The organism is Bacteroides coprosuis (assembly GCF_020741705.1).
Lineage (GTDB): Bacteria > Bacteroidota > Bacteroidia > Bacteroidales > Bacteroidaceae > Bacteroides_E > Bacteroides_E coprosuis.
In genome coordinates this window covers 1-13,761 of the sequence record NZ_DYYK01000158.1, presented here as the reverse complement: position 1 = coordinate 13,761, position 13,761 = coordinate 1, and the positions used below count along the sequence as shown (strand labels likewise).

Below are 13,761 nucleotides of genomic sequence, written 5' to 3'. Positions count from 1 at the left end.
CAAAGACTGGAAAAAGATGGTTGACAATAGGAACCAATCATGGATACCACTTTTAGAACAGTTCCTATCCTCACAAACTTGCTTCATTGCAGTAGGTGCGCTCCATCTTCCAGGGTCAAATGGTGTTATTCATTTATTAAAAGAAAAAGGCTACACAGTAGAACCTATCCAACCAAGTAAATAAAAAAGGGGGGGGGTAAAAAAACACCTATATATACCTATCTTAAGTTCTTTGTATATACTCAATAAAAAAACATTGAGTATATACCCTATACAAATCAACTCTTATAAAGAATATCAGCCATTCCGTCTATTTTTAAATAAACAAACATAGGCAGAGGCTTTTTTATACAATAAATCGTACTTCTTTCTTCGTACTGGTTTCCTGCCCTTTACAAGCAAAGAAGACTTTCATGTTCTCATCATGACACCGACATGATGATACTATGACACCGACATGTCATCATCATATCGGTGTTAAACGAATTCAGTACTATTTATCTAAAAGGTACCTGAACTGATTACACCTAACTTTTTTTTAAAATATTATGATGATAGAATAGCTCACTTCTAAAATTCATATAACTTATTCTCACTCATAAATTTGAAGTTGGATAAATGATACCCCATCATCTACTATCTAAAAGTATATTTTTTTCAGAATAACTTGATTTATTCAACGAATATCATTATTTTTGCACCCAATTATTCCTACCCGGGTAAAAAAGAGAGTTTAAGGTATAAACCCACCCGAAGGAGCAAACCTGTATTTATAATAATAACAGATGTACGCAATTGTAGAAATTAACGGTCAGCAGTTTAAAGCAGAAGCTGGCAAGAGACTATTTGTTCACCACATCCAAGATGTAGAAAATGGTGCAACGGTAGAATTTGACAAAGTTCTTTTAATAGACAAAGACGGTAACATTACAGTAGGTGCCCCAGTGGTTGATGGCGCTAAAGTTGTATGTGAAGTTAAATCTCCTCTAGTAAAAGGCGAAAAAGTAATCGTTTTCAAAAAGAAGAGAAGAAAAGGATACCGTGTAAAAAATGGTCACCGTCAACAGTTCACTGAATTGACAGTTAAAGAAGTAATAGCTTAATCATAATCAATTAAAACTTAAGAAGAAATGGCACATAAAAAAGGTGTAGGTAGTTCTAAGAACGGCCGTGAATCAGAAAGTAAAAGATTAGGCGTTAAGATATTTGGTGGTGAAACCTGTAAAGCAGGTAATATCATCGTACGTCAAAGAGGTACAGCTTTCCACCCAGGTGAAAATATGGGTATTGGTAAAGACCACACTCTTTACGCCTTAGTAGATGGTACTGTAAACTTTAAAGTAGGTAAAGCAAACAGAAGATTTGTTTCAATTACTCCTACTGAAAGTGTAGAAGCATAAGACTTTATCACAGTAAAAAATATTTAAAAAGAGAGGGATACAACTTATAGAGTTTGTATCCCTCTCTTTTTGTATCATGAGCTATAGTAATTAGCTATTTTTCTGTATCTTTGTAGTTCAATGATATGTTCATAAAAAAGTATTAATATGCTTACAATAAAACAGATTACAGAAGATACCGAAAAGGTTATTCTTGGACTTGAAAAGAAGAATTTCAAGAATCCTAAAGAAGCTTTAGAGAAAGTTATTGAGGTTAACAACAAGAGAAAAGATGCTCAAACTCAATTAGACAATAACCTTGCAGAAGTAAAATCCCTTTCAAAAGAAATCGGTCAATTAATGAAAGAGGGAAAAAAGGAAGAAGCAACAGAAATTCGTAACCAAGTAGCTTCCATGAAAGATGGAAACAAAGCTTTGGAAGATGAAATGAATGATGCTACAAGAGAATTAAATGAATTACTCTCCAACATTCCTAATGTTCCTCATGAATCTGTACCCGAAGGAAACTCAGCAGAAGATAACAAAGTAGAACGCACGGGTGGTAAAAACCCAGATCTACCAGCTGATGCTATTCCACACTGGGAACTTGCTAAAAAATATGACCTTATAGATTTCGAATTAGGCGTAAAAATCACTGGAGCGGGTTTCCCCGTTTATAAAGGAAAAGGTGCTCGTTTACAACGTGCCTTAATTAACTTCTTCTTAGATGAAGCAAGAGATGCTGGATATTTAGAAATTGAGCCTCCTTATGTTGTTAATGCAGCATCAGGCTTTGGAACAGGTCAGCTTCCTGATAAAGAAGGACAAATGTACCACGCTACAGCAGATGATTTATATTTAATTCCGACTGCAGAAGTACCTGTAACAAACATTTACAGAGATGTAATCTTGAATGAGAAAGAATTACCTATTAAAAACTGTGCTTATTCTGCATGTTTCAGAAGAGAAGCTGGTTCTTATGGTAAAGATGTAAGAGGTCTTAACAGATTACACCAGTTTAATAAAGTTGAAATCGTACGAATCGACACTCCAGAACATTCTTACGAATCACTAAAAGAAATGATTGCTCATGTTGAAGGTCTTGTAAACAAACTAGGTTTACCATATCGTATTTTACGCCTATGTGGTGGTGATATGAGCTTCACTTCAGCAATAACATTTGACTTCGAAGTTTACTCAGCAGCTCAAAAACGTTGGTTAGAAGTTAGCTCAGTATCCAATTTCGAATCTTACCAAGCCAATCGCTTAATGTGTCGCTACCGCAGCGATAATAAAAAGACAGAGCTTTGTCACACATTAAATGGTTCAGCATTAGCTTTACCTAGAATTGTAGCAGCTCTACTTGAAAATAACCAAACTCCTGAAGGCATTAAAATACCTGAAGCATTGGTTCCATATTGCGGTTTTGACATCATCGACTAATTTTCGATAGAACACAAAATACAAGGGAAAAAAGAGTATGAACAAAATCATTAAAAAAGAGAAGTTTTCAGAACGCGTTTATAGATTTGAAGTTGAAGCTCCTTTAATTGCAAAATCTAGAAAAGCGGGACACTTTGTGATTATCAGAGTGGGTGAAAAGGGCGAACGTATGCCTCTTACCATTGCAGGTGCTGATCCTAAAAAAGGGACAATTACACTTGTAGTACAGAGAGTAGGTCTCTCCTCTTCTCGTTTATGTGATCTGAATGTTGGAGATTACATTACTGACGTAGTAGGTCCTTTGGGACAAGCTACTGACATTGAAAATTTCGGAACTGTAGTCTGTGCTGGTGGAGGTGTAGGTATGGCCCCCATGCTACCAATAGTAGAAGCACTAAAAAAAGCAGGCAACAGAGTTATTTCTGTAATTGCAGGTAGATCAAAAGATCTTATTATTTTAGAAGATGATATCAGAGCTAATTCAGATGAAGTAATCATTATGACCGATGATGGTTCTTATGGAAGAAAAGGATTAGTAACTGTAGGTGTCGAAGAAGTTCTAAAAAGAGAAAAAGTAGATCGTTGCTTTGCAATTGGACCTGCTATTATGATGAAGTTTGTTTGTAAGCTAACTAAAGAATACAACATTCCAACAGTAGTTTCACTGAATACCATTATGGTTGACGGAACTGGTATGTGTGGAGCTTGTCGTATCACTGTAGGCGGAAAAACAAAATTCGTATGTGTTGACGGACCAGAGTTTGATGGACACCAAGTAAACTTCGATGAAATGCTTAAACGTATGGGAGCATTTAAATCTATCGAAGAAGAAAAAATGGGAAATATTAATTGTAAAGCAGAAAAGACAGTTAATAAAGAGCCAAAAACAATCTCTGAAGGTTTAATAACTAGTCATACAACACCACAAGACAATGTGGATGAAGATAAATCTAGAAATGCAGCTTGGCGAGTAGAGTTACGTAAACAAATGAAACCCAAAGAACGTACTCAAATAGAACGTTGCCAAATGAATGAACTAGACCCTGTTTATAGAGCAACAAGTCTTACTGAAGAAGTAAATCAAGGTCTTAGAGCTGAACAAGCATTAACTGAGGCGAAACGCTGTTTAGATTGTGCTAATCCGGGTTGTGTTACTGGATGTCCTGTAGAAATAGATATTCCAAGATTCATTAAACATATTGAAAAAGGTGAATTTCTACATGCTGCTAAAACACTAAAAGAAACTAGTGCTTTGCCTGCTGTATGTGGACGTGTGTGCCCTCAAGAAAAACAATGTGAATCACAGTGTATTCATCTTAAAATGGGAAAACCGGCTGTTGCTATCGGATATCTTGAAAGATTTGCTGCTGACTACGAAAGAGAAAGCGGACAAATTTCTATTCCAGAAGTAGCAGAAAGTAATGGCATTAAAGTTGCTGTTATTGGATCAGGACCTTCAGGACTTGCCTTTGCTGGTGATATGGCAAAATACGGATATAAAGTAACTGTATTTGAAGCCTTACACGAAGTTGGTGGTGTTCTTAAATATGGTATTCCTGAATTCCGTCTTCCTAGCAAGATTGTTGATGTAGAAATCAAAAACCTAGAAAAAATAGGAGTAGAATTCAAAACAGACTGTATCGTAGGCAAAACAATTAGTGTAGAAGATCTTGAAAGAGCAGAATACAAAGGTATATTCGTAGCATCGGGAGCTGGACTTCCTAACTTCATGGGTATTCCTGGAGAAAACTCCATCAATATCATGTCTTCTAACGAATATTTAACTCGTGTAAACCTTATGGATGCTGCTAACCCAGAATCAGATACCCCCGTTACTAAAGGAAAACGTGTGGCTGTTATTGGAGGTGGTAATACTGCTATGGACTCTGTTCGTACCGCTAAACGTGTTGGAGCAGAAAGAGCAATGATTATCTACAGACGTTCTGAGGAAGAAATGCCTGCACGTCTTGAAGAAGTACATCACGCGAAAGCTGAAGGTATCGAGTTCTTGACCCTACATAACCCTATTGAGTATATTGCTGACGAACAAGGGAAAGTAAAACAAGTAGTTCTTCAAAAAATGGAATTGGGTGCTCCTGATGCTTCAGGTAGAAGAAAACCTATTCCTATTGAAGGTGCTGTTGAAACTATAGATATTGATATGGCAGTAGTAAGTGTAGGTGTATCACCAAACCCTATTGTTCCTACATCAATAAAAGGTCTAGAACTAGGATGGAAAAACACCATAAAGGTTAATGACCAAATGCAATCGTCAATCCCAACAATCTATGCAGGGGGAGATATTGTTCGTGGTGGTGCTACTGTTATTCTAGCAATGGGAGATGGTAGAAAAGCAGCTACTAATATGAATGAACAATTAAAAAATGCTTAATATATAGTTACTGAGCTATAATACAATAGAAAAAAGATCGACTCGCATGAGTCGATCTTTTTTCATCTTTATACAGAATTCAATTATAATGTATTATTAGGATGCTTTGGGAAAATCACAGAGGGCTTAAATGTTTTGGCTTCTTCAAAGTCCATCAACCCATAAGCAATAATAATAACGATATCATCTACTTGAACTTTACGAGCAGCTGCACCATTCAAGCAAATACATCCCGATCCTCTTTCTCCTTTTATGACGTAGGTTTCAAATCGTTCACCATTATTATTATCCACTATCTGAACTTTCTCTCCTTCAATAATATTTGCAGCATCCATTAGATCTTCATCAATGGTGATACTACCAATATAATTTAAGTTAGCATCTGTTACACGTACACAGTGAATTTTCGATTTTAATCGCTCTATATACATATTAATTCTTTTTGTAGGTTATATTATCAATAAGCCTTACTTCTCCAACAAATACAGTAATACACCCAACAGCATAATTAGTATCTTCCCAGTTAGTAAACCCTTGAAGAGTATTACCATCAACCAACTCAAAATACTCTAATTTAAGGGCAGAGTTAGCAGCAATACCATCAACAACAAACTGGTAAGTTTCGGAAACCGAATGACTTTTTGAATATTCAACACTGGCAAATAACGTTTTAGAAATAGTTAAAGCTTCAGTTCTTTGCTTCGGAGTAAGACGTGCATTACGACTACTCAATGCCATTCCATCTTTTTCTCGCATTATAGGACATCCTACAATTGTCAAATTAGGGAAAAGCTCACTAGCCATTTTACGAACAATTGCTAACTGCTGAAAATCTTTCTCTCCAAAATACGCCTTATCAGGTGACACAAAAGAGAATAATTTACTCACAATTTGACAAACTCCATTAAAGTGTCCAGGACGAAACTTTCCTTCCATTACGGTATCCAAGGGTGCATAAGTAAACACTCTAGTATCAGGCTCTGGGTACATTTCTTTTTCCGAAGGAGAAAAGACATAGGAAACACCATTATCCTCAAGAAGTTTGCAATCTTCTTTCAAAGTACGAGGATAGGTTAATAAATCATTTTTATCGTTAAACTGTGTAGGGTTCACAAAAACACTAACAACAGTAACCATATTTTCAGCTACACTTCTATTTACTAAGGAGATATGACCAGCGTGTAAAGCTCCCATAGTTGGAACCAAGCCAATAGTCATCTTTTTATCTTTACATGCCTGTAACTCAGCTTGTAAATCCTTAACAGTATGAATAACTTTCATAATTAAAAGATCATGAACTATTTAATTTGATGCAAAATAACAGATTATTTTCCAAATAATAAAGATTACTAAATAATTTATATTTCAACCAATATTTATTCTAAAATAATTAGTATTTATACATAAACGCACCTATAATATTGATAATAATTACAATTATAGCAAGTTACACTTTTCATTCCTATCGATTTTTTTAGTACCTTTGCTATTATAATTGAGAACAATTGTTAAAATGACTAAGGCGAACAAAATTTTATTTATCACACAAGAAATCTCCCCTTTTGTACCTAAATCTGAAATGTCTTTGGTGGCTAGAAACCTCCCTCAGGCGATACAAGAGAAAGGTAGAGAAATTAGAACCTTCATGCCCAAATGGGGAACGATTAATGAACGTAGAAATCAGCTACATGAAGTTATTCGTTTATCGGGGATGAACCTAATTATCAATGATACAGATCATCCTCTTATAATAAAAGTAGCATCAGTTCAGCCAGCTCGTATGCAAGTATACTTTATTGATAATGATGAATTCTTTAAGAAGCGTAAGCTTACCAAAGACAAAGAGGGTAAAGAATACACAGACAATGATGCAAGAGCTATATTCTTTGCTAGAGGGGTACTTGAAACCATAAAGAAATTGCGCTGGTGTCCTGAAGTTGTACACTGCCATGGCTGGATGAGTGCTTTAGCGCCTCTATATATTAAAAAAGCATTTAGAGATGAACCATCTTTCAGAGACTCTAAAATGGTTTTCTCAATTTATGAAGATGAATTTAAAGAAAACTTCGATGCCGACTTCAAAGAAAAGCTAATGCTTAAAGGTATTGACCAAGAAGATCTAAAATCACTAGGTGATGGACCTGTTAACTACGTATCATTAATGAAGTTTGCTATAGACCATTCTGATGGTATTATACAAAATAGTGAAAAAGTTAATGAAGAAGTTATGGAATATGCACGTAAAAGTGGTAAATTGGTCTTGGATTACCAAGGAGCAGAAGATTATGCCGATGCATTTGATGCTTTTTACGACAAAGTTTGGGAATCTGAAACAAAGTAAAACAAATCAGATAATACAATAATGAAAGTAAAGTATATATGGGCTATTCTTATAGCCCTTTCTTTCTTTGGATGTGATGACAATACAGAAGGTGTAGGCCTAGGAATGCTACCTGATGAAGATCATATAGATGTCATCTCTAAAAACTACGATGTTTTTACCGAGTCGGTTCTTTCAGGACCAGTATATGCACGTACTGATACAGCATATATTGGAAGGTATAACGACAGCCAATTTGGTATTTACCAAGCTGGTTTCTTAACTCAACTTAACTGCTTAGATAGCATTAAGTTTCCTGACGTATATGACTCTAAGACTAAGAAGGGGCTTATGGTCAGTGATGAAACACTTTCAACAGAAATAGTATTTGCTTATCATAAGTATTTTGGTGACTCTATTGCACCAAGCCACATAAGTATCTACGAACTAAACAAAAATATTGTAGATGACCCAAAAATACACTATACAGACATTAATGCTAGTGAATACAAAGGAGACTTCCTCGCAGGAGGACATTATTCTGCAGCAAATTTAGGAGTCAGCGACTCAATTAAAGCCTCCGATTTCTATGAACCTCAAGTAAGATTTAATCTAGAGAAAGGCATTGGAGATAAGATATTAAAGCTCAATCGAGAGCATCCAGAATACTTTTATGACAATGAAGCATTCATAGAAAATGTATTTAAAGGAATTTATGCTGAATGTGACGAAGGATCTGGATCTATCTTATATGTTGACAGGGTTTCTTTAGATATCAAATTTGAAATCTACAAACTTGACTCTGTGGGAAACATTCTACAAACCCATAATGACAAAGACTCTATTGAAACAGTCAGATTAAGCTTTGTAGGAACTAAAGAAGTATTCCAGCTTAATAAGCTAGAATCTTCCCCAGAAATATTAGAAGCTAAGGTCCAAGAAAAGAATCACACTTATATAAAATCTCCAGCTGGTATTTTCACCCAAGTAACTTTACCTATTGATGATATAATCAATGATAGTGAAGTACAAAATGATACAATTCACTCTGTTAAATTAATATTTGACAGTTATAATAATGATGATACGAGTGAGTTTCCAATGGGTAAACCCAATAAGTTATTAATGATACCCAGCTCCGAAAAGCTAAGTTTCTTTGAGGAAAATAAAATTAACGACAATATCACATCCTATATTGCAAGCCTCAACAACAAAGGCCAATATGTTTTCCCCAATGTATCTAAACTGATAACCTCTTTATCAACTAACAAGGAAAAAGCTTTAGAAGAGGCTAAAAAAGAAGCAGGTACAAATTGGAACCAACAAGAATGGGAAAACAAGTGGAAAGAAGAAAATAAGGATTGGAATAAGATGGTATTAATACCCGTTACTTTAGATACTACAATAGAACAAGATTATTACGGAAATAAAATACCAGTCGTAATTAATATCAGACATGATCTTAAGCCTGAATATGTACGATTAAAAGGTGGTGACACCAATGCAGGGGGAGATAAACTTACTCTAAAAGCTATCTTTATGTCCCTCAATAAATAATCAATCTTTGTAGCCTTCTAAATAATTAGAATACACAATAAAAAAGCTCTAACCCAATCGGGTTAGAGCTTTTTTATGATACGATATAATCTCCATTTATAGGGGTTCATTTCCTGATATTTGCTGTTTCTTCACTCGACGTGCAGCAGCTTTAGATTTTACTTTTGATAGTTTACCATACTTCATTTCCCATTTACCTATTTCATCATGAAGCTGGGCTATTTCTTCTCCTTGGTTTTGGATAGTTGTTATTAAAGCATTCAATTCTTCAGTACCTAATTCTTCTGGGAATAACGCGTCAACACGATTAATGAAATCACTTATAATGTTCATATAATTAGTAAATGCATCATAGGCAGAATCATATATTCCTCTATATACACCTAATCCTGTATTTTTAGTTGACATAAATCGGAAATTATTACTTGCTTGAAGGTAATCCCAATCCTGCTTTATATGCCTATCGTTGCACATCAAAACACGATCAGCAACACTATATAGTTTTCTAAATGCTTCACGCTGCATTACATTACCCAACCATGAGCTAGTATCTCTTTCCTCATCATTCCAAGATACAGGATAAGCCGAAGAAAGTCCACCTTGCGAAGAGTGTTTTTCAATAACCTCAGCAGGAGTTGCAAATTCAATATTTCGAGCTGCTGCAGCAGCAGGTAGTGCTTTGAAAAACTCAATAATATTAGAATATAAAGGTTGGAAAATACCTATAGTCTTCAGATCCATAAATAAATTAATAACCTTTTCATCTTCGGGTAACTGATCAATCCAATCTAGATATCTATCAGCATACAATGGGTATTCTGACCATGCGGTATTTGAGAATCTCAAACTTATATCATCTGAGAGTTTAAAATCTCTCAATAGCAATTTCAAATCAGGTCTAGCACCACTATGATATACAAAATGAGGACTTTTCCATCCTAATATTTGCTTTGCTCCCTCTGTAAGCATCGCTTTATAACCTAAATCAGCAACAAGGTTAGCAATGTCATCTGAGTAGGTAAGTCCTGAATTTCTAAAGATGGTAGGCTTCTGTCCAAAAAGTTCTTCCATCTTGTTGGCATGTCTTTTTACTTCATCTCTAAAGGTCTCCTCATGAATGAAAGAAGATAGACCATGAGAATAAGGCTCTGCCAAGAACTCAACACAACCCGTTTTATTTAAATCTTGTAATAAATCAATTACCGATGGAGCATACATTTCCAACTGCTCCAATGCCACACCCGAAACAGCAAAAGCCACTTTAAAGGTTTTATTAGAGCTTTCAATCATATCCAAAAGTGCCGACAAAGCAGGAGCATAACAACGCTCTACAATATCATTTAAAGAGGTTTCATTGGTATAGTCATCGTAATAATAGTGATCAGATCCGATATCAAAAAAGCGATAGCGTCTTAGATGTATTATATTATGTATTTCAAAGTACAGACAAATCGTTTTCATAACTTTGTATATTAGTGCTTTTTAATTATTTGTTCATATTTCTTTTTGAGCCTATCCCCTACGTACTCCCATTTAATCTCATCTACTTCTTTTTTTCCTTCATCTTGCAAGTACTCATAAAGAGCAGGGTAAGTACATATCGCATAAATTGCATCTGCTATAGCTTGTATATCCCAATAATCTACTTTAATACATTTAGATAAAATCTCTGCACAGCCAGATTGTTTTGAAATGATTGTAGGAACACTACATTGCATAGCTTCAAGAGGCGAAATACCAAAAGGCTCTGACACCGATGGCATGATATAGACATCACTAGCTTTCAACACCTCATACACCTCTTTCCCACGCATAAATCCAGGGAAATGGAAGCGATCAGCAATTCCTTTTTGAGCCGCCATGATAATCATATCATTCATCATATCTCCACTACCCGCCATAACAAAGCGTACATTTTTCAGCTTTTGCAAAACTAATGCAGCTGCCTCAACAAAATACTCTGGCCCTTTTTGCATGGTAATTCGTCCTAGGAATGTAACTAATTTTTCCTTTTCAAATTTCTTGGGGACAATTGCCTGTATCTCATCAGACAGTGGCATCACAGCATTGTGCATCACAGATACTTTCGAAGGAGACTGGTTATAATTATTTATAACAGTTTGCCTAGTCAATTCACTAACACAAAGAATATGATCCGCATAATCCATTCCATTTTTCTCAATGTTATACACTACTGGATTTACATTTCCTCTACTTCTATCAAAGTCGGTAGCATGTACGTGAATGACTAAAGGTTTACCTGAAACTAATTTTGCGTGAATTCCTGCAGGATAAGTTACCCAATCGTGAGAGTGAATAATATCATATTCTTCTTCACGAGCTACTACACCAGCTGCTATTGAGTAATTGTTTATTTCTTCTTGAATGTTTTCGGGATACTGACCTGAGAAATCAATACAGCCCAAATCATTGGTGAAAATTGAGCTAAAGTCTGCATAAATGCGATTGCGTAGTTCAAAGAAGTACTGAGGATCCATCAAACCATCAATTCTGGATTTCACATAGTCCATATTTACATCTTTCCAAACTACAGGAACATTACTCATTCCGATTAGCTTAATAAAGCTATGATCTTCATCACCATGTAATCTAGGTACACAGAAGGTAATATCTACATCTTTATGAGCTGAGAGACCTTTTGTCATACCAAAACTGGCTGTACCCAACCCTCCTAAAATATGTGGTGGAAACTCCCACCCAAACATTAAAACTTTCATTTATTACCTCCCTCCTATTCTAAATAATAATTTGATAATATTTTTAATACTCTCAGAATTTCTGCGGTATTCATAGCAAATGAAATTGCTCCTCGCCCTTTGAATGGAGGATTTCCATCGTATAATTCAGATAGTGATCCTATGCAGTTATTACTCATTTCAGATTCAAACCCGATTAACTGACGCTCTATAAAAGATACACCACTTCTCTTATGCAGTTTTAAATAAGCTTGAGTATAAAATCCCATTAACCATGGCCATGCTGTTCCTTGGTGGTACGCATAACCTCGATCTCTAATAGAACCAATGTATATAGGATTATATCCCATACTTTTGGGACTCAATGATCGCAATCCTTTTGGCGTAAGTAACTCTTTGGTTACAATATCCAATACAGATTTCATCTGTTTTTTATCTAGTGGAGAATAATCTAACCCAACAGCTAGTATCATATTAGGGCGTACGCTCCAATCAACGTGACTACCATCTACATAATCATATAAATAGCCATATTTATTGAGGAAAGTAGAAGCAAAAGAATGTTCTATTGCTGTGATAAGCTCTTTAAGTGCAGGAGGTACTACAGATGTCGAATCCATCTCATATATACTTTCTACAAATCTTAGCGCATTGTACCACAAAGCATTTATTTCTACAACATAACCACTTCGAGGAGTAACGGGTTTACCTTCTACTACAGCATTCATCCATGTTACAGGTTTATTCTTGCCATTGGTATAAAGCAAGCCATTAGCATGTAAAAACAAATTAGGATGCTTATGAGATTTGATATATTTAATAATATCAAAAATGAATGAGCCATATTTATTCTTACAATCAAGTAATGATGTAGCTTTTGCATATTCTTGTAAAGCCCAAATAATCCATAATAGGACATCGGAATCTCCTAAATCTTTCAACTGTCCTTCATCACCTCCTTGAGTAGTCATGAAGGCAGACACTTTATCTTGTGCTGTATCCATTACTTTCTCAAACCAATCTCTATGATCGGTTGTTAAAGTCAATCCAGGAAGTGAAACAAAAAGATCTCTTGCTCTTTGTTTATTATACCAAGGATACCCAGCTACAATGTAGCTACGATTTCCTTGCTTATTATAAAACTGTTGAGCTGAGTTTTTTAAACAATGTTCAAAGCTATCACGAGGAGTACGTGCTGCTATTTCTTGATCGAAAAGTTGTTTTAGATTTGTAGGTTCTGTTTCTGATAATCCAGCAGAAAATACCACACACTCACCTTTAGCCATTGGTGTTTCAAAATAGCCTGGCACATAAAGATCTTCGCTATAATCATGACCTCTCTCACGTTCTTTTCGGAATTCAAAGTTTCTATACCAGTCTGGTGTGAATATAAAATTACCCTGCTTACTGAGTTGCATATATAACTCTGGGTAGCCTGGATATAAACTCGTTTTAATACCACACTTTACCTCATCATAATGTTTGTTGATAGCATCATTCTCATGAGTACAGGTAGTTACTTTCCTAAATGCCAAGAAAGGCTTAAAGCGTATAGTGGTTTTTGAATGTGCATCAAGCAATGTATATCTGATTAATATACGTTGCTCATGACGCACAAATATTTTTTCTTTTTTTAAAATAACCCCTCCTACTCTATAAATGGTAGCGGGTATCTTTTCACAATCGAACTCCCTTATATACTTGTGTCCGTTCGGACTAAAGTGACCGCCATTATATTCATGCAATGCCAAATTAAACTCAGCTCCATGTTGAATAACAGTCTCATCTAGGGAAGAAAGCAAAACATGATTATCATCTCCAAGTTCAGGTATAGGTACAACAAGTAAACCATGATATTTTCTAGTATTACAGTCAACAATTGTAGTACAATGATAGGCTCCCGATTTATTGGTTCTTAAAACCTCGCGAGGTAAAGACTCCTCAAGGTTTAAC

Annotated in this window: 12 protein-coding genes; 7 read left to right on the top strand and 5 right to left on the bottom strand. The window is 35.4% G+C overall.

The features are described from left to right. The 5 genes from K8V80_RS09565 to K8V80_RS09545 all read left to right on the top strand — a co-directional run. Positions 1–184, top strand: a 184-nt coding sequence (locus K8V80_RS09565) for a TraB/GumN family protein (protein ID WP_276777411.1), incomplete at its 5' end; no start/stop codon positions are given. A gap of 601 nt (positions 185–785) precedes the next feature. Further along, positions 786–1,103, top strand: coding sequence for a 50S ribosomal protein L21 (gene rplU / locus K8V80_RS09560; protein WP_006744404.1), 318 nt, complete (start codon positions 786–788; stop codon positions 1,101–1,103). Positions 1,104–1,130: 27 nt separating this feature from the next. Then, a complete protein-coding gene (gene rpmA, locus K8V80_RS09555; protein ID WP_276777406.1) occupies positions 1,131–1,400 on the top strand; it encodes a 50S ribosomal protein L27 in 270 nt (89 codons plus the stop codon). 147 nt (positions 1,401–1,547) lie between these two features. Beyond that, positions 1,548–2,822 carry a serine--tRNA ligase gene (serS, locus tag K8V80_RS09550; protein WP_276777403.1) on the top strand — a complete coding sequence of 425 codons (1,275 nt, stop codon included), beginning with the start codon at positions 1,548–1,550 and terminating at the stop codon, positions 2,820–2,822. Positions 2,823–2,859: 37 nt separating this feature from the next. Continuing rightward, complete coding sequence (locus K8V80_RS09545) at positions 2,860–5,214, top strand: bifunctional dihydroorotate dehydrogenase B NAD binding subunit/NADPH-dependent glutamate synthase (protein ID WP_006744401.1); 2,355 nt, start codon at positions 2,860–2,862, stop codon at positions 5,212–5,214. Between the two features lie 83 nt (positions 5,215–5,297). Here K8V80_RS09545 and panD read toward each other — a convergent pair whose 3' ends face one another. Together panD and panC are read right to left on the bottom strand one after the other, a co-directional pair. After that, on the bottom strand, positions 5,298–5,645 hold the full coding sequence (gene panD, locus K8V80_RS09540) for an aspartate 1-decarboxylase (RefSeq protein ID WP_006744400.1): 348 nt from the start codon (positions 5,643–5,645) through the stop codon (positions 5,298–5,300). Position 5,646: 1 nt separating this feature from the next. Further along, positions 5,647–6,495 (bottom strand): pantoate--beta-alanine ligase, encoded by an 849-nt coding sequence (panC, locus tag K8V80_RS09535; RefSeq protein ID WP_276777397.1) that lies wholly within the window; start codon positions 6,493–6,495, stop codon positions 5,647–5,649. Positions 6,496–6,727: 232 nt separating this feature from the next. Here panC and K8V80_RS09530 point away from each other — a divergent pair, with 232 nt between their 5' ends. Both K8V80_RS09530 and K8V80_RS09525 read left to right on the top strand, forming a co-directional pair. Beyond that, complete coding sequence (locus K8V80_RS09530) at positions 6,728–7,555, top strand: glycogen/starch synthase (protein WP_006744398.1); 828 nt, start codon at positions 6,728–6,730, stop codon at positions 7,553–7,555. A 21-nt stretch (positions 7,556–7,576) separates the two neighbouring features. Beyond that, the gene (locus tag K8V80_RS09525) at positions 7,577–9,091 is read left to right on the top strand and encodes a DUF4270 domain-containing protein (RefSeq protein WP_276777394.1); all 1,515 of its coding nucleotides are present in this window, start codon (positions 7,577–7,579) and stop codon (positions 9,089–9,091) included. Between the two features lie 96 nt (positions 9,092–9,187). Here K8V80_RS09525 and K8V80_RS09520 read toward each other — a convergent pair whose 3' ends face one another. The 3 genes from K8V80_RS09520 to K8V80_RS09510 all read right to left on the bottom strand — a co-directional run. Continuing rightward, positions 9,188–10,552, bottom strand: coding sequence for a glycoside hydrolase family 57 protein (locus K8V80_RS09520; RefSeq protein WP_276777392.1), 1,365 nt, complete (start codon positions 10,550–10,552; stop codon positions 9,188–9,190). An 11-nt stretch (positions 10,553–10,563) separates the two neighbouring features. Beyond that, positions 10,564–11,829, bottom strand: a complete 1,266-nt coding sequence (locus tag K8V80_RS09515; protein ID WP_040310125.1) for a glycosyltransferase family 4 protein — start codon at positions 11,827–11,829, stop codon at positions 10,564–10,566. 14 nt (positions 11,830–11,843) lie between these two features. Next, positions 11,844–13,761: glycogen debranching enzyme N-terminal domain-containing protein (locus K8V80_RS09510; RefSeq protein ID WP_276777387.1), on the bottom strand; the 1,918-nt coding region annotated here is incomplete at its 5' end.

Excerpts from the sequence above, each read along its gene's own strand:
- K8V80_RS09515 (WP_040310125.1), bottom strand. The coding sequence starts at position 11,829 with ATGAAAGTTTTAATGTTTGGGTGGGAGTTTCCACCACATATTTTAGGA.
- panD (WP_006744400.1), bottom strand. The coding sequence starts at position 5,645 with ATGTATATAGAGCGATTAAAATCGAAAATTCACTGTGTACGTGTAACA.
- K8V80_RS09525 (WP_276777394.1), top strand. The coding sequence starts at position 7,577 with ATGAAAGTAAAGTATATATGGGCTATTCTTATAGCCCTTTCTTTCTTT.
- rpmA (WP_276777406.1), top strand. The coding sequence starts at position 1,131 with ATGGCACATAAAAAAGGTGTAGGTAGTTCTAAGAACGGCCGTGAATCA.
- K8V80_RS09520 (WP_276777392.1), bottom strand. The coding sequence starts at position 10,552 with ATGAAAACGATTTGTCTGTACTTTGAAATACATAATATAATACATCTA.
- K8V80_RS09545 (WP_006744401.1), top strand. The coding sequence starts at position 2,860 with ATGAACAAAATCATTAAAAAAGAGAAGTTTTCAGAACGCGTTTATAGA.
- rplU (WP_006744404.1), top strand. The coding sequence starts at position 786 with ATGTACGCAATTGTAGAAATTAACGGTCAGCAGTTTAAAGCAGAAGCT.
- panC (WP_276777397.1), bottom strand. The coding sequence starts at position 6,495 with ATGAAAGTTATTCATACTGTTAAGGATTTACAAGCTGAGTTACAGGCA.
- K8V80_RS09530 (WP_006744398.1), top strand. The coding sequence starts at position 6,728 with ATGACTAAGGCGAACAAAATTTTATTTATCACACAAGAAATCTCCCCT.
- serS (WP_276777403.1), top strand. The coding sequence starts at position 1,548 with ATGCTTACAATAAAACAGATTACAGAAGATACCGAAAAGGTTATTCTT.